Source organism: Enterobacter sp. 04-C-12-SI-ECC, assembly GCF_047530715.1.
Classification (GTDB): domain Bacteria; phylum Pseudomonadota; class Gammaproteobacteria; order Enterobacterales; family Enterobacteriaceae; genus Enterobacter; species Enterobacter bugandensis.
Map to the genome: position 1 here is coordinate 234,747 of NZ_JBLKDI010000004.1, position 20,112 is coordinate 254,858.

Consider the following 20,112-nt stretch of genomic DNA (forward strand, 5'->3'; position numbering starts at 1 on the left):
TTTTATTGCACAGCAAACTGCTGGCGAACCTTACGCATCAGCAGGAATAGCCACGGCCAGAGCACACCGTTTACTACACTACTCCAGAACACTTCCGGTCGGAAAGAGACGTTGATCACTAAAAACTCTGCCCAGAAAACAACGATATCCGCAGCAAGCGACAACAGCATCACGACCAGGGCCTGTTGCCAGAGCGCGAGGTTACGGAAGAGCTGGAATTTCAGTGCGACGAGGTACGCAATAATGCTCATGGACAGGGCGCGCACGCCCAGCGTAGAGCCACTAATGAGATCCAGTATGGCACCCATCACAAAACCCGTGCCGACATTTACGCGATGCGGCAGGGCAAGGATCCAGTAAAGTAAAATGAGCAAGACCCAGTTTGGCCGGAAAACGAGAATGTTATCCGGCCAGGGCATAATCTGCAGCAACAGTGCAATGAGGAACGAGAGCCAGATGACCCAGCGTCCCTGGCTACGATAGCTTGCCACTACTGCCCTCCCGAAGAGAGTTTAGGCGGTGGCGGCGCATCAGGCTGCGGCTGCGTTAACCCGGTTGCCGGCGCAGGCACGGGCGCAGGCGGCCCCATAGAGTCCGCTGGCGGAAGAACCTGCGGCATCATCTGCATCAGGCGTTCGTTCGCCACGCGATGCACCTCTTCAGGCGTCATCGGGTTAGCACCGTTACGATCGGCACCCCAGAGCAGCAGCAGATAGCGCAGACGCTGTAAACCGGCGGTTGGACGGGCCTGAATCACGGTGTATGCACGCTGCGTATCCAGCTTAACCGAAGAGACCACCGCAACCGGATAACCTTCAGGGAAGCGTCCACCGAGACCGGACGTCACCAGCACGTCGCCGACACGGATGTCCGTGTTAGCAGGCAGATGTTCCAGCTGCAGATCGTCCGTGCAGCCGTTACCGGCCGCAATCACGCGGATATCGTTACGCAGGACCTGGATCGGCAGTGCGTGGGTGGCGTCGCAAATCAGCAGCACGCGGCTGGTCAGTTTGGCGACGGCAACGACCTGGCCTACTACGCCCTTATCACTGATGACGGGCTGACCTTCATACACCCCGTTCACGCTCCCTTTGTCGATCACAACCTGATCGCTGTAAGGGTCGTTCACGGTGGAGATCACCTGGGTAACCATCTTCTGCTCGTCCTGACGCAGCGGCGAGCCGAGCAGTTCACGCAGACGCGCGTTTTCCTGCTTGTATTGCCCAAGCATCAGTAGTTCGCTGTTTTTCAGCAGCAGTTCCTGGCGTAATGCCCGGTTTTCAAGTTCGAGCTGGTCTCGTGAAGACAGCGTTTGAGAAACGGAGTCGAGCAGTTCACGGGGACCATTTGATATAAAGTAGAAAGGACTGACGGCGGTATCCATGTACGTTCGGATCTGGCTGAACGTACCGAGGCGGCTATCGGCAATAATGACGCCAAGCGCAACCAGAACCGCCAGAATGAGGCGAAACTGTAGCGATGGGCCACGGCTAAAAATTGGCTTCATAGGCTATGCGTATTCTCGTGTCAGAGAGAAAGGGTAGCGATTCGCTACCCTTTCACCATGACTACTCTTCGCTGAACAAGTCGCCGCCGTGCATGTCGATCATTTCCAGCGCCTTGCCACCACCGCGGGCGACGCAAGTCAGTGGATCTTCTGCAACTACGACAGGAATACCTGTCTCTTCCATCAACAGGCGGTCGAGGTTACGCAGCAGCGCACCACCACCGGTCAGAACCATACCGCGCTCGGAGATGTCAGACGCCAGCTCTGGTGGGCACTGTTCCAGCGCAACCATTACCGCGCTCACGATGCCCGTCAGTGGTTCCTGCAGTGCTTCCAGAATTTCGTTGGAGTTCAGGGTAAAGCCGCGTGGAACACCTTCCGCCAGGTTACGGCCACGCACTTCGATCTCACGCACTTCATCGCCCGGATACGCAGAACCGATTTCGTGTTTGATACGCTCTGCGGTGGCTTCACCGATCAGAGAGCCGTAGTTACGGCGCACGTAATTGATGATGGCTTCATCGAAGCGGTCACCACCGATACGTACGGAGGAGGAGTACACCACGCCGTTCAGTGAGATAACGGCCACTTCAGTGGTACCACCACCGATATCCACCACCATAGAACCGGTGGCTTCAGAAACAGGCAGACCCGCACCGATTGCCGCAGCCATTGGCTCTTCAATCAGGAACACTTCACGTGCGCCTGCACCCTGGGCAGATTCACGGATTGCGCGACGTTCTACCTGGGTTGCGCCAACCGGCACGCACACCAGAACACGCGGGCTTGGGCGCATGAAGCTGTTGCTGTGAACCTGCTTGATGAAGTGCTGAAGCATTTTTTCAGTCACGAAGAAATCAGCGATAACGCCGTCTTTCATTGGGCGAATAGCGGCGATGTTGCCAGGGGTACGACCCAGCATCTGCTTCGCGTCATGACCCACTGCGGCCACGCTTTTCGGCGAGCCTGCACGATCCTGACGAATGGCCACAACAGAAGGCTCATTCAATACGATGCCTTGTCCTTTTACATAAATAAGGGTATTCGCGGTACCCAGGTCAATGGACAGGTCATTGGAAAACATGCCACGAAATTTTTTCAACATACTAAGGGATAATCCTGAAAGCTGGGGCGGAAAACAAAATCCGCTTACTTTACCAACCACACGCAGCAGCGACAAGGCGCAAAAATCATCTGCAACGGTGAAAATTTGTGCAGTACGTTTCCTGTTGTTACAAATTCATCCCCTGACTCCCTCAGGGCTGAGTAAACAGTCGTGTTCCTCACTGATATTTGTAACTCATTAAAGGTCGTTCACTGGCTTTTTGCTCGACATACTCAAAGCTACAGGCGCGATATTCTACGTGAAAACAACGTAAACGGCAGGTCAAACAGAGTATCTTTGCAAATATTTTTTCACGTTGGTGTCAAGCGGCTGAGAGGCGGCAAAAAAATCGCCCTGACCGCCCGTCACTCCGCGCTCTGTTAACATCTGCCATTCGCCTCTGGAGCGCACGCCTGCGGCAAATACCTGTGTTCGCGTTCCCTTACACGCTTCAACCAGACTCTGAACCAGCAGCTGGTTTTCCGTGCGCTTCTCAATATTCCTTACCAGCCCCGGATGTAGCTTTAATAGCTCCACATCCAGCTCCTTGATCCAACTGGTACTGACCAGCGTTAAACCCGCCTGCGTTACCGCGACACGGGCACCGAGCGCGTTGATCAAACGGACCACCGGACGCAACCGGCTGATGTGTTGACCCACATCCGCCTCAGCAAGTTCAAAAATAATGCGTTTGCGTTGCGATTTTTCGCATTGCATTAATGTATCACGCAGCCAGCGCTGAAAACGCGGGCGTATTAATGACTCAACGGTAACCTGTAACGCCAGATTCTCTTCAGGCCAGAATGATAAAAATGGAATCAAGCGTGTAATTTGCTGGCGGTCATACTCTTCGGAGAGCCCAAATTGCAGAACCATCGGCAGATATTCCGCAGAAATAACCTCTTCCGTCCCGTCGAAAATACGGCACATCAATTCCCGGTGGTGGACAAAACCGTTCTTCATGACCGCCGGTTTTTGATAAATACGCGGCCCGCCGCGACTCAGCATTTGCTCAATCAAAGTACGCCAGCGCACGTTTCCACGCCCCTTTTCAGGCAGCGAATCATCATAGACCGCCCATCCGTTCGCCCCTTGCAATACCGCGTTGCGGGTGGCCGCTTCCGCATGCTCCATCACCTGCTCTGTCGACTGTCCGCCGCGCCAGGCGCAAATCCCCATATGGACCATATCGTCTCTGTCGAGCATTTTGCTCTGCGGCAGCGCGTCGACGGCCTTAAGTAGCTGGCTGGCAATGCTTTCTGATTCCTTCAGCGTGCGATGCGGCAGCAATACGGCAAAGTCGCTGCGGTGGTAGCGGGCCAGCAGCGCCCCCGGATAGCGCATAATAAAGGTGGAGAGCAGGTTGATCAGCGTAAAGAGATTTTCTTCCGCCGCCCGCTGCCCCCATGTGTCGCGCAGCAGATCGAAATCGGGCAGGCGAATCATCATCACCACCCCGTGCGTGCCCACTTTTTCCGGGTCGTCGAGCAGCGTGGCGAGTTGATTGTCAAAGAAAAGGCGGTTGTTCAGGCCGGTTTTATTATCCTGCGCGGCATAAGAGCGGATCAGCGTATCCATTCGGCTGCGCTGGTCGCTGGCAAACTGGATCTCTGAGAGCAGCGTATCCAGCGCGCTGCTGGCGCGTGAGGGCCATTCATGGACCGAGCCGCGAACCTGCGGGCCGCGTTCACCGTTCAGGATACGCACGGAGCGGATCTCCAGCAGTTCCTGGCCTGAAAGCTGGCGGCGCAGCCAGCGGACCGCGAGAAAAATCAGCAAAATAATGAAGGCGACGGCAACAGTGAGCGGCGCGGTGGTCATCATAGAACGGAAATAGCTGGCCATCGGATCGAGGTAGACCATGTGTATGGTCATCCCCGGATTTTTGAGGGAGTGCACCGTTACTTCCCGATACTGGCTCACCACGCCCGCAGGTCGATAGCTGTCCTGTCGTTCATGGCTTAAAACCGGATGCTTTCCCTGCTGGATGTCGACCTGAATAATATCAACCGGCACCATCAACTCATCCAGCTCCCGGGATAGCTCAGGAAGTGGAGTGGTCAGCAGACGCGTATCAATGACCGACGCAACGGATTGCACCCGGTTGACCAGTTTGTCCTGAATGGCGTTATAAAAGCTCAGAGAGCAACCAAGAAGCGTGACAAAGATGGTAAGCCCCGTCAGCAGGGTGATAAAAGCCGAGAACTTCGTCGTTAATCGCATCCTTGAGATTACTCCGTGGGTTGATGGGGTAGCGAGTAAGCGCTAACTTGCATTTCAAATGCGGCATACTACCAAACCTGGCGTATCTGGCAATTTATTGCGTTAAATCGGCATTGCTTTACCCTGAGCGAGTATAGTCTTCAGGAACTCTTTTCCAATCATCTGAGCCGTGAGGACCCCGTATGCAGGCTTTAATCTTAGAACAGCAGGACGGCAAAACACTTGCCTCAGTACAGGCCGTAGAAGAGACTCGCCTGCCGGAAGGCGACGTCACCGTCGACATCGACTGGTCCAGTTTAAATTATAAAGATGCGCTGGCGATCACCGGCAAGGGTAAAATCATCCGAAATTTCCCTATGGTGCCGGGTATTGATTTTGCTGGCCGGGTTCATAGCAGCGAAGATCCCCGTTTTCATGCGGGCCAGCAGGTGCTGCTCACCGGCTGGGGCGTGGGCGAAAATCACTGGGGCGGGCTGGCAACGCAGGCGCGCGTGAAGGGCGACTGGCTGGTGCCTATGCCGAAAGGCATAGATGGTCGCAAAGCGATGATCGTTGGTACCGCAGGCTTTACCGCCATGCTGTGCGTGATGGCGCTGGAAGAGGCGGGTGTTCGCCCCGAGTCGGGTGAAATTGTTGTTACCGGGGCCAGCGGTGGCGTGGGCAGCACGGCGGTCACGCTGCTGCACAAGCTGGGTTATCAGGTTGCGGCGGTTTCCGGCCGTGAAAGCACGCATGATTATCTGCGCCAGCTCGGCGCCAGCCGCATTCTTGGCCGCGATGAGTTTGCCGAGACCCGCCCGCTGGAAAAACAGGTCTGGGCAGGTGCAGTGGATACCGTCGGTGATAAGGTGCTGGCAAAAGTCCTGGCGCAGATGAACTACGGCGGCTGCGTGGCAGCCTGCGGCCTGGCCGGGGGATTTGCCCTGCCAACGACCGTCATGCCATTTATTCTGCGTAACGTCCGCCTGCAGGGCGTGGATTCCGTGATGACGCCTGCGGCTCGCCGTGCAGAGGCATGGGAGCGTCTGGTGCGCGATTTGCCGGAATCGTTCTATACCCAGAGCGCTACCGAAATTACGCTCAGCCAGGCACCTGAATATGCCAGTAAGATCATGGATAACCAGTTCCACGGCCGCGCGCTGGTGAAAATCGCCTAAACTTCAAATTTTCGTGACATATTCGCGCTAACGCTTCTCCTCCGTCATGCTTAGAAAAACGCATGACGGAGGATGCCATGAAAAACCGAAAACTGACGGAAGCCGACGTAACGTCTGAGTCTGTCTTTATGTTACAGCGCCGCCAGATCCTGAAAATGCTTGGCATCAGCGCCACGGCACTGACGCTCTCTCCAGCGGCACACGCCGACCTGCTCGACTGGTTTAAAGGCAACGATCGCCCTAAGGCGCCTTCCGGTGCCCCGCTTACCTTTACCAAACCCGCCGAATGGCAAAACACGCTGGCGCTCACGCCGGAAGATAAAGTCACCGGCTACAACAACTTCTACGAATTTGGTCTGGATAAAGCCGATCCTGCCGCCAATGCCGGCAGCATGAAAACCGATCCGTGGACGCTGAAAATCGACGGTGAAGTGGCAAAACCTCTGACGCTGGACCATCACGATCTGACCACCCGCTTCCCGCTTGAGGAGCGTATCTATCGCATGCGCTGCGTAGAGGCCTGGTCGATGGTGGTGCCCTGGGTAGGCTTCCCGCTGCATAAGCTGCTGGCGATGGTTGAACCCACCAGCAACGCAAAATACGTCGCCTTCCAGACACGCTACGCCCCGGACGAGATGCCGGGCCAGAAAGACCGGTTCATCGGCGGCGGGCTGGAGTATCCGTACGTTGAAGGGTTACGTCTTGACGAAGCCATGCATCCCCTTACCCTCCTGACCGTCGGCGTTTACGGCAAGGCGCTTCCGCCGCAGAACGGTGCCCCCATCCGTTTAACCGTGCCGTGGAAATACGGTTTCAAAGGGATTAAATCGATCGTCAGCATTAAGCTGACCCGCGAACGTCCGCCGACGACATGGAACCTGGCGGCGCCGGGTGAATACGGCTTCTTCGCCAACGTGAACCCGCATGTGGATCATCCCCGCTGGTCGCAGGCGACGGAACGCTTTATTGGCTCCGGCGGCGCGCTGGACGTGAAGCGCCAGCCCACGCTGCTGTTTAACGGGTATGCGGATGAAGTGGCGTCCCTTTACCGTGGCCTCAATTTACGGGAGAACTTCTGAGTGCGTTTAACGGCAAAGCAGATTACCTGGCTGAAAGTGCTGCTGCATTTAGCCGGGATACTTCCTTTTATCTGGCTGTTCTGGGCGGCCAGCCAGGGCCTCTTTAGCGCCGATCCGGCAAAGGATATCCAGCATTTTACCGGTCGGATGGCTCTGAAATTTTTGCTGGCCACCTTGCTCGTCTCGCCGCTGGCGCGCTACGCTAAACAGCCATTATTGATACGCACCCGTCGGCTTTTGGGGCTATGGTGTTTTGCCTGGGCGACCCTGCACCTCACCAGTTACGCCCTGCTGGAACTGGGAATTAACAATCTGACACTGCTTGGCCGCGAGCTGGTAACACGCCCTTACCTGATGCTGGGCATTGTTAGCTGGCTGATCCTGCTGGCGTTAGCGCTGACATCCACGCAATATGCGCAGCGAAAGCTGGGCCGTCGCTGGCAGTTGCTGCACAACTTCGTCTATCTTGTCGCGATCCTCGCCCCCATTCATTATCTGTGGTCGGTGAAGATCCTCTCTCCGCAGCCGGTCCTTTACGCGCTGGCCGCCGTGGCGCTTTTAGCATGGCGATACAAGAAGTTCCGCCAGTGGTTGCGATAGTTCGCGAAACTGTGCGTTTTCCCGCAGATTACCTCTCAACCGCAAATCTTTTTTGGATTGCGGTTGATAATCTTCCCTGATAAGACCAGTATTTAGCTGCCAAATGCTACGAAATCGTTATAATGTGCGACCTTGGTTCGCCTGACAGCGGTTTTAGGCCTCTGAAAAGGTGACATTTGCGCTTCGACGGTATATTTTGTTTTTTACCCGAAAATCGCAGGAGATAGCGGCATAATGACTGATAAATTCCACATCTTAGTATTAAACGGACCGAACCTGAACATGCTCGGCATCCGTGAGCCAGAGAAGTACGGCACGCTGACATTGAGCGAAATTGTTAACCGTCTGAGCACGGAAGCAGCCTCGCTGAATGTGGATTTGGATCATTTTCAGTCAAACGCGGAGTACGCAATCATCGACCGTATTCATCAGGCTAAAGACACTGTGGACTATATCCTGATCAATCCGGCCGCGTTTACGCACACCAGTGTTGCTATCCGCGACGCACTGCTCGCGGTGAGTATCCCGTTTATCGAGATCCACCTGAGTAACGTGCACGCCCGAGAGCCGTTCCGCCACCATTCGTATCTGTCGGATATCGCTGCTGGCGTTATCTGCGGACTGGGCGCAGACGGCTATTCATACGCTTTACAGACAGCGGTAAAACGCTTGTCACAATCACACTAAACAAGAGTACGGAACCCACTCATGGATATTCGTAAGATTAAAAAACTGATCGAGCTGGTTGAAGAATCAGGCATCTCCGAACTGGAAATTTCTGAAGGCGAAGAGTCTGTACGCATCAGCCGTGCAGCCCCAGCCGCTAGCTTCCCGGTAATGCAGCAAGCTTACGCTGCGCCAGTGCAGCAGCCTGCGCTTTCCGCAGCCGTTGCGCCAGCAGCAGCTGAAGCCGCACCTGCCGCTGCAGCAGAAATCAGTGGTCACATCGTACGTTCCCCAATGGTTGGTACTTTCTACCGCACCCCGAGCCCGGACGCGAAGGCGTTCATCGAAGTGGGTCAGAAAGTCAACGTAGGCGATACCCTGTGCATCGTTGAAGCGATGAAAATGATGAACCAGATCGAAGCTGACAAGTCAGGTACTGTGAAAGCGATTCTGGTCGAAAGTGGTCAGCCGGTTGAATTTGACGAGCCGCTGGTCGTCATCGAGTAACGAGGCGAACATGCTGGATAAAATTGTTATCGCCAACCGTGGCGAGATTGCACTGCGTATTCTTCGTGCCTGTAAAGAACTGGGCATCAAGACCGTGGCCGTGCACTCAAGCGCGGATCGCGATTTAAAACACGTATTGCTGGCGGATGAGACGGTCTGTATTGGCCCGGCTCCGTCCGTAAAAAGCTATCTGAACATCCCGGCTATCATCAGCGCCGCTGAAATCACCGGCGCGGTGGCAATTCATCCGGGTTACGGCTTCCTCTCTGAGAACGCCAACTTTGCTGAGCAGGTTGAACGCTCTGGCTTTATCTTCATCGGTCCGAAAGCCGACACCATTCGTCTGATGGGCGACAAAGTGTCTGCAATCACCGCAATGAAAAAAGCCGGTGTTCCAACCGTGCCAGGCTCTGACGGCCCTCTGACCGACGACATGGATGCTAACCGTGCTCATGCTAAACGCATTGGCTACCCGGTTATCATCAAGGCGTCCGGCGGCGGCGGCGGTCGCGGTATGCGCGTTGTGCGCAGCGATGCTGAACTGGCGCAGTCCATCTCCATGACCAAAGCGGAAGCGAAAGCGGCTTTCAGCAATGACATGGTGTACATGGAAAAATACCTTGAAAACCCACGCCACATCGAAATTCAGGTGCTGGCTGACGGTCAGGGTAACGCGATCTATCTGGCAGAACGTGACTGCTCCATGCAGCGTCGTCACCAGAAAGTGGTCGAAGAAGCGCCAGCGCCGGGCATTACCCCGGAACTGCGTCGCTACATCGGCGAGCGTTGCGCCAAAGCGTGCGTCGATATCGGCTATCGCGGGGCGGGTACCTTTGAGTTCCTGTTCGAAAACGGCGAGTTCTACTTCATTGAGATGAACACCCGTATTCAGGTTGAACACCCGGTTACCGAAATGATCACCGGCGTTGACCTGATCAAAGAGCAGCTGCGTATCGCAGCCGGTCAGCCTCTGTCCATCAAGCAGGAAGAAGTTGTGGTGAAAGGCCATGCGGTAGAGTGCCGTATCAACGCCGAAGACCCGAACACCTTCCTGCCAAGCCCGGGTAAAATCACGCGTTTCCACGCGCCGGGTGGTTTTGGCGTGCGCTGGGAGTCTCATATCTACGCCGGTTACACCGTACCGCCGTACTATGACTCAATGATCGGTAAGCTCATCTGCTACGGCGAAAACCGTGACGTGGCGATTGCCCGCATGAAGAACGCCCTGCAGGAGCTGATCATCGACGGTATTAAAACCAACGTTGATCTGCAGATGCGTATCATGAGCGACGAGCACTTCCAGAATGGTGGGACGAATATCCACTACCTGGAGAAAAAACTCGGCCTGAACGAGAAGTAAGAGAGCTGCGTTGCTAAAAGGCCGGATTATCCGGCCTTTTTTTATTTATGGGGATCGCAAAGCCCCATCATGTACAATCCCCGCTTTCTGCATCCACAAGGGACAAAAAATGGACAAACGTTTTGTTCAGGCCCATAAAGAAGCGCGCTGGGCGCTGTGGCTGACCCTTCTCTATCTTGCTGCATGGTTAGTAACTGCTTACTTACCTGACTCCGTTATTGGCATCACCGGCCTGCCGCACTGGTTCGAAATGGCCTGCCTGCTGGTACCGCTGGTGTTTATCCTGCTGTGCTGGGCAATGGTGAAATTCATCTATCGCGATATTCCGCTGGAGGACGATGATGCAGCTTGAAGTCATTCTGCCGCTTGTCGCATACCTGCTGGTCGTGTTTGGTTTATCCATTTACGCCATGCGCAAAAGAACGACCGGTGCTTTTCTTAACGAGTATTTCCTCGGCAGCCGTTCGATGGGCGGCGTTGTGCTGGCAATGACGCTGACCGCGACCTATATCAGCGCCAGCTCGTTTATTGGCGGCCCCGGTGCGGCCTACAAGTACGGGTTAGGCTGGGTACTGCTGGCGATGATCCAACTGCCTGCCGTCTGGCTCTCCCTCGGTATTCTTGGTAAGAAATTTGCCATTCTGGCGCGCCGCTATAATGCCGTCACGCTCAACGACATGCTGTTTGCCCGTTACCAGAGCCGCTTACTGGTGTGGCTGGCGAGCTTAAGCCTGCTGGTCGCCTTTATTGGCGCGATGACCGTACAGTTTATCGGCGGGGCACGCCTGCTGGAAACGGCGGCCGGCATCCCTTACGAGACAGGCCTGCTTATCTTCGGGGTAAGCATCGCGCTCTATACCGCGTTTGGCGGGTTCCGCGCCAGCGTGCTGAACGATACGCTGCAGGGAATGGTCATGCTCATCGGCACGATTGTTCTGCTGGTGGGGATTGTTCATGCCGCGGGTGGACTCACTCATGCGGTGGAAACCCTGGAAGCGATTGACCCGAAACTGATTTCACCGCAGGGCGCGGATGATATCCTCTCGCCGACCTTTATGACCTCGTTCTGGGTGTTAGTCTGCTTCGGGGTGATTGGTCTGCCGCATACCGCCGTGCGCTGTATCTCCTATAAAGACAGTAAAGCCGTTCACAAGGGCATCATCATCGGGACGATTGTAGTCGCGGTCCTGATGTTTGGTATGCACCTGGCAGGTGCATTAGGGCGCGCGGTGATTCCCGACCTTACCGTGCCGGATCTGGTGATCCCGACGCTGATGGTTAAAGTGCTGCCGCCCTTCGCCGCCGGCATTTTCCTCGCAGCGCCAATGGCCGCCATTATGTCGACCATTAACGCCCAGTTACTGCAAAGTTCCGCTACGATCATTAAAGATCTCTATCTGAACCTGCGCCCTGAGCAGGTTGAAAATGAACGTCGCCTGAAGCGGATGTCTGCCGTCATTACGCTGGTGTTAGGAGCTTTGCTGATGTTAGCTGCATGGCGTCCGCCGGAGATGATCATCTGGCTGAACCTGCTTGCGTTTGGTGGGCTTGAAGCCGTTTTCCTGTGGCCGCTGGTATTAGGTCTTTACTGGGAACGCGCGAACGCTGCAGGCGCGCTGAGCGCGATGATTGTTGGCGGTGTGCTGTATGCCATCCTTGCGACATTTAAGATTCAGTATCTGGGCTTCCATCCGATTGTGCCTTCGTTACTGCTAAGTTTACTGGCGTTTGTGGTGGGGAACCGTTTCGGTCAGCCCGCCCCACAACCCGCTATGATTTCTACTGATAAATAAAGAGTTTTGCCATGCCGTGGATCCAACTAAAACTGAACACAACCGGCGCGAACGCCGAAGAGCTAAGCGATGCGCTGATGGAAGCCGGCTCTGTCTCCATCACCTTTCAGGACACGCACGACACGCCGGTCTTTGAACCGCTGCCGGGCGAAACGCGCCTGTGGGGTGATACCGACGTGATCGGCCTGTTCGATGCCGAAACCGACATGAAAGAGGTGGTGGCGATTCTGGAAAACCATCCGCTGCTGGGCGCAGGCTTCGCGCATAAAATCGAACAGCTGGAAGACAAAGACTGGGAACGCGAGTGGATGGACAACTTCCATCCGATGCAGTTCGGCAAACGTCTGTGGATCTGCCCAAGCTGGCGCGAGGTTCCCGATGAAAACGCGGTGAACGTGATGCTTGACCCAGGCCTGGCGTTTGGCACCGGCACCCATCCAACCACGTCTCTGTGCCTGCAGTGGCTGGATGGTCTGGATCTGGAAGGTAAGACGGTGATCGACTTCGGCTGCGGTTCCGGGATCCTCGCGATTGCCGCTCTGAAACTGGGCGCGGCGAAAGCCATCGGGATCGATATCGATCCGCAGGCCATTCAGGCCAGCCGCGATAATGCCGAGCGTAACGGCGTCTCCGATCGTCTAGAGCTCTACCTGCCGGAAGCGCAGCCAGAAGCCATGAAAGCCGATGTGGTGGTCGCAAACATTCTCGCGGGCCCACTGCGTGAACTGGCGCCATTAATCAGCGTGCTGCCGGTTGAGGGCGGTCTGCTGGGACTTTCAGGCATCCTGGCAAGCCAGGCGGAGAGCGTTTGCGAAGCCTACGCCGATCTCTTTGCGCTCGACCCGGTCGTCGAGAAAGAAGAGTGGTGCCGCATTACCGGTCGTAAAAAATAAGTATTTGGCGTGGTCCTCTGACCACGCCTTTTCTCCTCGAATATTCCTCCCGCACCTGGCCTGCCTCCGGTAAAATAACCCTACAAATCATATTGATAAATTTTGATTTGGATAATAAAAATTCACGGGAAGAATATTATGAAACACGTTTATAGCAAGGCAGCGCTGTTAGCGCTGAGCATGATCTCGGCTTCAGCATGCGCATCACACTGGAGCTACAAAGGAGAAAGTTCACCTGAGCACTGGGGCGAACTGGATGAGGCCTACAAGACCTGCCAAAGCGGGATGAATCAGTCCCCGATTGATATCGATTCCACCGTTAACGCCCATCTTTCCCCGCTGCAAACGCACTACGTTGACGGCCCTGTGACGTTGACAAATAATGGCCATACCATTCAGGCAAGCGAGCAGGCCGACACTCGCGACACTATCACGCTGGATAAGCAAACCTGGGCATTACAGCAGTTCCACTTCCACGCGCCGAGCGAAAACACCGTGCATGGCAAGCATTACGCGATGGAAATGCACCTTGTGCATAAAAATGCGAAGGGGGAACTGGCGGTGGTCGCGGTCATGTTCGACAAAGGGGCAGAGAACCGTGAACTTGATAAACTGTGGGACGTTATGCCTCAACAGGCTGAGCTGAACGTCTCCATCAAGCAGGAGCTCAACCTGAATAAGCTGCTGCCGGAAGATAAAACGTACTGGCGCTTTAGCGGCTCGCTGACAACGCCACCGTGTTCAGAAGGCGTCACCTGGATCGTGCTTAAGCATCCTCTGACGGTCTCCGCCGGGCAGCTCGAGAAATTCACCCACACAATGCATCACGATAATAACCGGCCGGTACAGTCCCTCCATGGTCGTGTTATCATCGAATAACGTCTATTTTTTGCCCTGAGATCATGTTCTAAAATGCGACGCAGATCGCAAAGAAGTGGGGAAATCTGCTGTTAAAAACAGCAGATTATCCCGCTCATGTGTCGCATTTATTCAGAAATGATGAGAAGTTACGGGAAATTGTAAGCGCACATAAAATAGCCATCAGCGCATAACTCAATGATTTCAATAATGAATAATTTTAAACGAAAAGATTGCGCGGCGATTCCTTGATCTACAACAGTGGATTGTTCAAAGTTTGGCCTTTCATCTCGTGCAAAAAATGCGTAATATACGCCGCCTTGCAGTCACAGTATGGTCATTTCTTAACTCATGCGCATCGGACACCACCAGCTTAGAAATCGCCTGATCGCAGCCCCAATGGCAGGTATTACCGACCGGCCATTCAGGACGCTGTGCTATGAGATGGGAGCCGGTTTAACCGTATCCGAGATGATGTCGTCTAACCCGCAGGTTTGGGAAAGCGATAAATCCCGCCTTCGGATGGTGCACATTGATGAACCAGGTATTCGCACCGTGCAAATTGCCGGAAGCGTGCCTGAAGAGATGGCAGATGCCGCGCGTATTAACGTGGAAAGTGGTGCCCAGATTATTGATATCAATATGGGTTGCCCGGCCAAAAAGGTGAATCGCAAGCTTGCAGGTTCAGCCCTTCTGCAATACCCCGACCAGGTGAAAGCTATCCTGACGGCGGTTGTCAGCGCAGTGGACGTTCCTGTTACGTTGAAGATTCGCACGGGTTGGTCGCCGGAACACCGTAACTGTGTAGAGATTGCCCAACTGGCCGAAGATTGTGGTATTCAGGCCCTGACCATCCACGGACGCACTCGCGCCTGTTTGTTCAATGGTGAAGCTGAATACGACAGCATTCGGGCAGTTAAGCAGAAGGTTTCCATTCCGATTATCGCGAATGGCGACATAACTGACCCGCTTAAAGCCAGGGCTGTACTCGACTATACGGGAGCTGATGCTCTGATGATAGGACGTGCAGCTCAGGGAAGACCCTGGATCTTCCGGGAAATCCAGCATTATCTGGACACTGGGGAGCTGCTTGCCCCACTGCCTCTGGCAGAGGTAAAGCGCTTGCTTTGTTCGCATGTTCGGGAACTGCATGACCACTACGGTCAGGCAAAAGGGTACCGAATTGCGCGTAAACACGTCTCCTGGTATCTCCAGGAGCACGCTCCAGATGACCAGTTTCGGCGCACATTCAACGCCATTGAGGATGCCAGCGAACAGCTGGAGGCGTTGGAGGCATACTTCGAAAATCTTGCGTAATGAAATAAAGAGCTGACAGAACTATGTTCGAACAACGCGTAAATTCTGACGTACTGACCGTTTCTACCGTTAACTCTCAGGATCAGGTAACTCAAAAGCCCCTGCGTGACTCGGTTAAACAGGCACTGAAGAACTATTTTGCTCAACTGAATGGTCAGGATGTTAATGACCTGTATGAGCTGGTACTGGCTGAAGTTGAACAGCCACTGTTGGACATGGTGATGCAATACACCCGCGGTAACCAGACCCGCGCTGCGCTGATGATGGGTATCAACCGTGGTACTCTGCGTAAGAAACTGAAAAAATACGGCATGAACTAATTTCGATTAGCTAACTGCTTGTTTAAAAAGGCGCTACCTGGCATGGGGATGCGCCTTTTTTATTGTCTTATTCATTCACCGTCAACGCTTTGTAAACCTTTGCTTATCCCGCTTTTAAACCGCTTCTTTTCGTGTATATTTCCACCACTTCAGGGCTCTCTTCTCGCGGAATGACACAATGATTCGTAAATACTGGTGGCTGGTCGTCTTTGCAATCTCCGTTTTCCTTTTCGATGCTCTCCTGATGCAGTGGATTGAACTGATGAGCACCGAAACCGACAAGTGCCGCAATATGAACTCCGTCAATCCGCTGAAATTAGTGAACTGTTCAGAACTCGATTAACGCCCTGCCGTCACCAACCTCCCCGTATTACCCACTAAAAACGGGGATTTAAATCCCTTTGAGCCGTTACCTGACGGTGATAATGTCTCGCCCTTCTCAACCTCTCCTGCGTAACGTCATACTCGAGTAGAACCGACCATGCTGGTTAGCCAATACAACCCTATCCTTGTAGCCCTCTCCTTTGCTGTTGCCATCCTTGCTGCTTACACTGCGCTGAATATGGCTGCACGCGTCGCCGGAAGTCAGGGCATCGCAGCGCGCATCTGGCTGGCGGGAGGCGGTGTTGCAATGGGTATTGGCGTATGGGCCATGCATTTTATCGGCATGCTGGCGATGGATCTCTCCATGAGCATGAGCTACAACGCGACCCTGACGATTTTATCCATGGTCATCGCCGTGGGGTCGTCACTGTTTGCGCTATGGCTCGTCAGCTGTGAACAGCTGCGCATGCGCCGCCTGCTTCCCGGCGCTCTGGTGATGGGAATCGGTATTGTTGCCATGCATTACACCGGTATGGCGGCGCTGGAGGTGAGGCCGGGGATCGTTTGGGACACGCTGTGGGTGGCCATTTCGGTCGTGATTGCGCTTGCCGCTTCGCTTGCAGCATTGTGGCTGACCTTCCGCCTGCGTCACGAAGCCGCTCAGGTGGTGCCGATGCGCCTGGGTGCCGCCATCACGATGGGAATTGCTATCGCCGGTATGCACTACGCCGGGATGAAGGCCGCGCAGTTTCCAATGTCCACCATGGTTCACCATCAGGGTATTAACGGCAGCTGGCTGGCCGTGCTGGTCAGCGTCGTCGCGCTCTCTATTCTTGGGATCACCCTGCTGGTGTCGATGCTGGATGCCCGCCTGCAGGCACGAACCGCCCTTCTGGCCTCGTCGCTGGCAGAAGCGAACCGGGAACTTGCGCAGCTGGCGCTGCACGATACGCTGACGCGACTGCCCAACCGTATCCTGCTGGAGGACCGGCTCGATCAGGCCATCAGCAAAGCTGACCGTGAAGGTACCCATTTCGCCCTGATGTTCATGGATCTCGACGGTTTTAAAGCTGTCAATGACGCCTACGGCCATGATGTCGGTGACAGGCTGCTGGTCGCCGTTACGCAGCGTCTGCTGCATCTCCTGAAGGGCCAGTTTACCCTTGCACGCATTGGCGGCGATGAGTTTGTTCTGCTGGCTGAGGGAGAAGGTCCGGACGATGCGGCCTCGCTGGCAAATTCGCTGGTGCGGGCGATCGATAGCCCGTTCACTCTCGAACCCTATGAACTGATGGTAACGCTTAGCATTGGTATCGCCCTGTACCCTCACGACGGCAAAACCGAACGTGAGCTGATGTTTAACGCCGACGCGGCGATGTACCACACCAAGCATATGGGACGAAACGGCTATCACTTTTTCCAGCCCTCCATGAATACACTGGCGCAGACTCACCTTCAGTTAATGAACGATCTGTGGATGGCCATCGATCGCAATGAACTGCGCCTGCTTTATCAGCCAAAGTTTCACGCTCCCGCGGGCCCTCTCCTCGGGTTTGAAGCGCTGCTGCGCTGGCAGCATCCGAAGCAGGGTTTACTGACGCCGGATCTTTTCCTGCCGCTGGCGGAAAAAACCGGGCTTATCATCCCTATTGGTAACTGGGTGCTCAATGAAGCCTGTCGCCAGCTGAGAGAATGGCATCTGCAGGGGCATCGAAACTGGTCAATGGCAGTAAACCTGTCGACGCTGCAGTTCGAACAGCCCTCTCTGGTTAAAACAGTGCTCGACTGCCTGAAGCGCCATCACGTCCCGCCGGAAATGTTAATCCTGGAAGTTACGGAAACCACGGCAATGAGCAACCCCGATGAGAGCGTGCGGGTGCTGACAGAGCTGACGGATGCTGGCGTGAAAGCCTCGATTGATGATTTTGGGACCGGATATTCAAGCTTGCTGTATCTCAAGCGTTTACCGGCCTGTGAACTGAAGATAGACAGAGCGTTTGTGAAAGAGTTAAGCGGTGAAAGCGAGGATGCCACCATTGTCTCTGCGATTGTGGCCCTCGCGAAAACGCTCAACCTGAAAGTCGTGGCCGAAGGTGTGGAAACCGAAGCGCAGCAAGCCTTTTTGACGGAGCTGGGCTGTAATACCTTACAGGGTTATCTGTTAGGTAAACCTGCCAGCGCGCACACCATCGAGGCGCTTTGTGCACGGGGAGAAATGTTGCCAGGCGCTGAGCCGTAATCATTCTGAGGCGACACGCGCAAGAGAGGGAGTGTCGCCAGAATGCTGTCGACCAGGGCTGGCGCCTGTTGATAAAGATTAAAACTGTCGGTATTCATTAACCAGTTTTTAATGATGCCGCTAAAAAAACCGTGGAATACGATCATGGTCAGCTCAACGTTCACCTGCGATGAAATGATGTTTCGAGAAATACATTTTTCCAGCGTAACGCGCAAAGAATCATAATTGAACCCAATACGTTTCCGAATTTCATCCTCTGAAATCATATCGCTGGTAAATTCACATTTATGATACAAAATTTGTAATAACGCACATTGACGGGGTTCGCGTGCGATATACTGAAGCGCAGTAATGAATTGCTCACGAAGTATTAACAACGGATCATCATTTTCGGAGAGAGAAAGCCTGTCGCGAATGATGTCACGTAGCGGTAATTGCTGTTCCCAAATGGCATTAAATATCTCTACTTTACTGGTAAAGTGCCAGTAGATAGCACCACGCGTAACCTTTGCGGCATCGGCGATATCCGTCAGCGTCGTGCTGGCTACGCCTCGCGTCGCAAACAGCCCGATAGCAGCCTCAATCAACTGCTGTCGGGTTTGTTGAGCCTCTTCTTTCTTTTTACGCGCCATTGACAGCTACTCTTTACTCGCAGGATATATACATAACATCAGGTTCGGATGGCTGGAAGTATTCACTAAAAGCCGTTTTAATTTTGCACAAAAAAAGTCAATTCACTTAATCTATAAACAATATAAATACATGCTAGGGATTAAATTCACGAAATGAATAAATTTACCTGTTAAGCTCTATTAGCCTGATTTAGCGGGCAGAAGTATAGCCGTATTTTCTACGGGACTGATTCTGATTTTCCTCTCAGGCCTCGTCATTCGCACTTATAAATTAAAAAACATTAAATACCCTCATTATTATACGCAGCTACATTTTATTTTTTCCCTCTGCCCCACTACCGATCTACGGCAAACATCGGTTAATGGGTATTTAAAGGAACAGTAATGACGAATCATTTCAGACGTTTACCCTTAGCCGGTTTCATTGTCTGCGCTGTACTGCTCACCGGATGCGATGGCCAGGAAAATCAACAACAACATGCACAGGCGCCTCAGGTCAGCGTTCATATCGTGAAAAGTGCGCCGCTGGCCGTCACGACTGAACTCCCGGGCAGAACAGATGCGTTCCGCGTTGCGGAGGTTCGTCCACAGGTGAGTGGTATCATTCTGCGTCGCAACTTCACGGAAGGTAGCGATGTAAAAGCTGGGGACTCACTTTATCAGATTGATCCTGCGACCTATCAGGCGGCTTACGACAGCGCGAAAGGCGAGCTGGCAAAGGCGCAGGCGGCGGCCAATATTGCACACCTGACGGTGAAACGTTATCTCCCACTGGTGGGAACACAGTATGTCAGCAAACAAGAGTATGACCAGGCCGTAGCCACAGCCCAGCAGGCAGATGCCAGCGTTGTCGCCGCAAAAGCGGGCGTTGAAAGCGCACGTATCAACCTTGCGTATACCAAAGTAACGTCCCCTGTCGAAGGCCGCATCGGCAAATCCAGCGTGACGGAAGGGGCGCTCGTGACGAACGGGCAGGCCGCAGCGCTGGCGACAGTCCAGCAGCTTGATCCGATTTATGTCGATGTGACCCAGTCGAGCAATGAATTTATGCGCCTGAAGCAGACGAGCCTGCAAAAAGGCGACACGGCCAGCAGCGTTGAGCTGCTGATGGAGAATGGTCAGCCCTATCCGCTGAAAGGCACCCTGCAGTTCTCCGACGTTACGGTGGATGAAAGCACCGGCTCAATCACGCTGCGCGCCATTTTCCCGAATCCTCAACACCTACTGTTACCGGGGATGTTCGTTCGCGCCCGCATTGATGAAGGCACACAGCCAGATGCCATTCTGGTTCCGCAGCAGGGCGTGACCCGAACGCCGCGAGGCGACGCAACCGTGCTGGTGGTTAATGATAAAAACCAGGTTGAATCACGTACCGTCGTTGCGCCTCAGGCCATTGGTGACCGCTGGCTGGTAACGGAAGGGCTGAAAAACGGTGACCGCGTGATCGTCAGCGGATTACAAAAAGTCAGACCTGGGGCTACCGTTGTCGCGACGCCTGATACCACCACGGCTCCCGCCCGCTAAGGAACGAC

20 protein-coding genes are annotated in these 20,112 nt (G+C 54.2%); 15 read left to right on the forward strand and 5 right to left on the reverse strand.

Annotation, left to right across the window (positions count from 1 at the left end; all coding sequences use genetic code 11):
* Positions 1-2: 2 nt before the first annotated feature.
* The 4 genes from mreD to csrD all read right to left on the reverse strand — a co-directional run bounded on the left by mreD (position 3) and on the right by csrD (position 4,835).
* Positions 3-491: a rod shape-determining protein MreD gene (gene mreD, locus ACMWL8_RS09550; protein ID WP_008502849.1), complete on the reverse strand. Its 489-nt coding sequence runs from the start codon at positions 489-491 to the stop codon at positions 3-5.
* Positions 491-1,507: a rod shape-determining protein MreC gene (gene mreC / locus ACMWL8_RS09555; RefSeq protein WP_028014605.1), complete on the reverse strand. Its 1,017-nt coding sequence runs from the start codon at positions 1,505-1,507 to the stop codon at positions 491-493. The genes mreD and mreC overlap by 1 nt, the downstream gene beginning before the upstream one ends.
* A 61-nt stretch (positions 1,508-1,568) precedes the next feature.
* Positions 1,569-2,612 (reverse strand): rod shape-determining protein MreB, encoded by a 1,044-nt coding sequence (gene mreB / locus ACMWL8_RS09560; protein WP_000913396.1) that lies wholly within the window; start codon positions 2,610-2,612, stop codon positions 1,569-1,571.
* Positions 2,613-2,894: 282 nt separating this feature from the next.
* Positions 2,895-4,835 (reverse strand): RNase E specificity factor CsrD, encoded by a 1,941-nt coding sequence (gene csrD / locus ACMWL8_RS09565; protein ID WP_041907831.1) that lies wholly within the window; start codon positions 4,833-4,835, stop codon positions 2,895-2,897.
* A 182-nt stretch (positions 4,836-5,017) separates the two neighbouring features.
* Here csrD and ACMWL8_RS09570 point away from each other — a divergent pair, with 182 nt between their 5' ends.
* The 14 genes from ACMWL8_RS09570 to ACMWL8_RS09635 all read left to right on the forward strand — a co-directional run bounded on the left by ACMWL8_RS09570 (position 5,018) and on the right by ACMWL8_RS09635 (position 17,948).
* Positions 5,018-5,992: an MDR family oxidoreductase gene (locus ACMWL8_RS09570; protein ID WP_041907830.1), complete on the forward strand. Its 975-nt coding sequence runs from the start codon at positions 5,018-5,020 to the stop codon at positions 5,990-5,992.
* 77 nt (positions 5,993-6,069) lie between these two features.
* Positions 6,070-7,071, forward strand: a complete 1,002-nt coding sequence (msrP, locus tag ACMWL8_RS09575) for a protein-methionine-sulfoxide reductase catalytic subunit MsrP (protein ID WP_028014608.1) — start codon at positions 6,070-6,072, stop codon at positions 7,069-7,071.
* Positions 7,072-7,671 (forward strand): protein-methionine-sulfoxide reductase heme-binding subunit MsrQ, encoded by a 600-nt coding sequence (gene msrQ, locus ACMWL8_RS09580; RefSeq protein WP_028014609.1) that lies wholly within the window; start codon positions 7,072-7,074, stop codon positions 7,669-7,671.
* 234 nt (positions 7,672-7,905) lie between these two features.
* On the forward strand, positions 7,906-8,358 hold the full coding sequence (gene aroQ / locus ACMWL8_RS09585; RefSeq protein ID WP_045260449.1) for a type II 3-dehydroquinate dehydratase: 453 nt from the start codon (positions 7,906-7,908) through the stop codon (positions 8,356-8,358).
* 21 nt (positions 8,359-8,379) lie between these two features.
* A complete protein-coding gene (gene accB, locus ACMWL8_RS09590; protein ID WP_008502856.1) occupies positions 8,380-8,844 on the forward strand; it encodes an acetyl-CoA carboxylase biotin carboxyl carrier protein in 465 nt (154 codons plus the stop codon).
* Between the two features lie 10 nt (positions 8,845-8,854).
* The gene (gene accC, locus ACMWL8_RS09595) at positions 8,855-10,204 is read left to right on the forward strand and encodes an acetyl-CoA carboxylase biotin carboxylase subunit (RefSeq protein ID WP_003860388.1); all 1,350 of its coding nucleotides are present in this window, start codon (positions 8,855-8,857) and stop codon (positions 10,202-10,204) included.
* Between the two features lie 109 nt (positions 10,205-10,313).
* Positions 10,314-10,556, forward strand: coding sequence for a YhdT family protein (locus ACMWL8_RS09600; protein WP_028014611.1), 243 nt, complete (start codon positions 10,314-10,316; stop codon positions 10,554-10,556).
* Positions 10,546-11,997: a sodium/pantothenate symporter gene (gene panF / locus ACMWL8_RS09605; RefSeq protein ID WP_028014612.1), complete on the forward strand. Its 1,452-nt coding sequence runs from the start codon at positions 10,546-10,548 to the stop codon at positions 11,995-11,997. Before ACMWL8_RS09600 ends, panF begins: the two co-directional genes overlap by 11 nt.
* An 11-nt stretch (positions 11,998-12,008) precedes the next feature.
* Positions 12,009-12,890 (forward strand): 50S ribosomal protein L11 methyltransferase, encoded by an 882-nt coding sequence (prmA, locus tag ACMWL8_RS09610; RefSeq protein WP_028014613.1) that lies wholly within the window; start codon positions 12,009-12,011, stop codon positions 12,888-12,890.
* A gap of 138 nt (positions 12,891-13,028) precedes the next feature.
* Positions 13,029-13,769 carry a carbonic anhydrase gene (locus ACMWL8_RS09615; protein WP_045260448.1) on the forward strand — a complete coding sequence of 247 codons (741 nt, stop codon included), beginning with the start codon at positions 13,029-13,031 and terminating at the stop codon, positions 13,767-13,769.
* Between the two features lie 330 nt (positions 13,770-14,099).
* Positions 14,100-15,065, forward strand: coding sequence for a tRNA dihydrouridine synthase DusB (gene dusB / locus ACMWL8_RS09620; protein ID WP_008502861.1), 966 nt, complete (start codon positions 14,100-14,102; stop codon positions 15,063-15,065).
* 23 nt (positions 15,066-15,088) lie between these two features.
* Positions 15,089-15,385: a DNA-binding transcriptional regulator Fis gene (gene fis, locus ACMWL8_RS09625; RefSeq protein WP_000462905.1), complete on the forward strand. Its 297-nt coding sequence runs from the start codon at positions 15,089-15,091 to the stop codon at positions 15,383-15,385.
* Between the two features lie 178 nt (positions 15,386-15,563).
* Complete coding sequence (locus ACMWL8_RS09630; protein ID WP_014885446.1) at positions 15,564-15,728, forward strand: DUF2556 family protein; 165 nt, start codon at positions 15,564-15,566, stop codon at positions 15,726-15,728.
* Between the two features lie 138 nt (positions 15,729-15,866).
* Positions 15,867-17,948 (forward strand): putative bifunctional diguanylate cyclase/phosphodiesterase, encoded by a 2,082-nt coding sequence (locus ACMWL8_RS09635; protein WP_045260447.1) that lies wholly within the window; start codon positions 15,867-15,869, stop codon positions 17,946-17,948.
* On the opposite strand, the gene envR is transcribed toward ACMWL8_RS09635, so the two are convergent.
* A complete protein-coding gene (envR, locus tag ACMWL8_RS09640; RefSeq protein WP_045260446.1) occupies positions 17,864-18,580 on the reverse strand; it encodes an acrEF/envCD operon transcriptional regulator in 717 nt (238 codons plus the stop codon). The genes ACMWL8_RS09635 and envR overlap by 85 nt on opposite strands.
* A gap of 384 nt (positions 18,581-18,964) precedes the next feature.
* Here envR and ACMWL8_RS09645 point away from each other — a divergent pair, with 384 nt between their 5' ends.
* Positions 18,965-20,104 (forward strand): efflux RND transporter periplasmic adaptor subunit, encoded by a 1,140-nt coding sequence (locus ACMWL8_RS09645; protein ID WP_045260445.1) that lies wholly within the window; start codon positions 18,965-18,967, stop codon positions 20,102-20,104.
* The last annotated feature ends 8 nt before the right edge of the window (positions 20,105-20,112 follow it).

Excerpts from the sequence above, each read along its gene's own strand:
- ACMWL8_RS09615 (WP_045260448.1), top strand. The coding sequence starts at position 13,029 with ATGAAACACGTTTATAGCAAGGCAGCGCTGTTAGCGCTGAGCATGATC.
- mreC (WP_028014605.1), bottom strand. The coding sequence starts at position 1,507 with ATGAAGCCAATTTTTAGCCGTGGCCCATCGCTACAGTTTCGCCTCATT.
- csrD (WP_041907831.1), bottom strand. The coding sequence starts at position 4,835 with ATGCGATTAACGACGAAGTTCTCGGCTTTTATCACCCTGCTGACGGGG.
- msrP (WP_028014608.1), top strand. The coding sequence starts at position 6,070 with ATGAAAAACCGAAAACTGACGGAAGCCGACGTAACGTCTGAGTCTGTC.
- fis (WP_000462905.1), top strand. The coding sequence starts at position 15,089 with ATGTTCGAACAACGCGTAAATTCTGACGTACTGACCGTTTCTACCGTT.
- ACMWL8_RS09570 (WP_041907830.1), top strand. The coding sequence starts at position 5,018 with ATGCAGGCTTTAATCTTAGAACAGCAGGACGGCAAAACACTTGCCTCA.
- accB (WP_008502856.1), top strand. The coding sequence starts at position 8,380 with ATGGATATTCGTAAGATTAAAAAACTGATCGAGCTGGTTGAAGAATCA.
- ACMWL8_RS09635 (WP_045260447.1), top strand. The coding sequence starts at position 15,867 with ATGCTGGTTAGCCAATACAACCCTATCCTTGTAGCCCTCTCCTTTGCT.
- accC (WP_003860388.1), top strand. The coding sequence starts at position 8,855 with ATGCTGGATAAAATTGTTATCGCCAACCGTGGCGAGATTGCACTGCGT.
- prmA (WP_028014613.1), top strand. The coding sequence starts at position 12,009 with ATGCCGTGGATCCAACTAAAACTGAACACAACCGGCGCGAACGCCGAA.
- ACMWL8_RS09630 (WP_014885446.1), top strand. The coding sequence starts at position 15,564 with ATGATTCGTAAATACTGGTGGCTGGTCGTCTTTGCAATCTCCGTTTTC.
- ACMWL8_RS09645 (WP_045260445.1), top strand. The coding sequence starts at position 18,965 with ATGACGAATCATTTCAGACGTTTACCCTTAGCCGGTTTCATTGTCTGC.
- mreB (WP_000913396.1), bottom strand. The coding sequence starts at position 2,612 with ATGTTGAAAAAATTTCGTGGCATGTTTTCCAATGACCTGTCCATTGAC.
- aroQ (WP_045260449.1), top strand. The coding sequence starts at position 7,906 with ATGACTGATAAATTCCACATCTTAGTATTAAACGGACCGAACCTGAAC.
- dusB (WP_008502861.1), top strand. The coding sequence starts at position 14,100 with ATGCGCATCGGACACCACCAGCTTAGAAATCGCCTGATCGCAGCCCCA.
- ACMWL8_RS09600 (WP_028014611.1), top strand. The coding sequence starts at position 10,314 with ATGGACAAACGTTTTGTTCAGGCCCATAAAGAAGCGCGCTGGGCGCTG.
- envR (WP_045260446.1), bottom strand. The coding sequence starts at position 18,580 with ATGGCGCGTAAAAAGAAAGAAGAGGCTCAACAAACCCGACAGCAGTTG.
- panF (WP_028014612.1), top strand. The coding sequence starts at position 10,546 with ATGCAGCTTGAAGTCATTCTGCCGCTTGTCGCATACCTGCTGGTCGTG.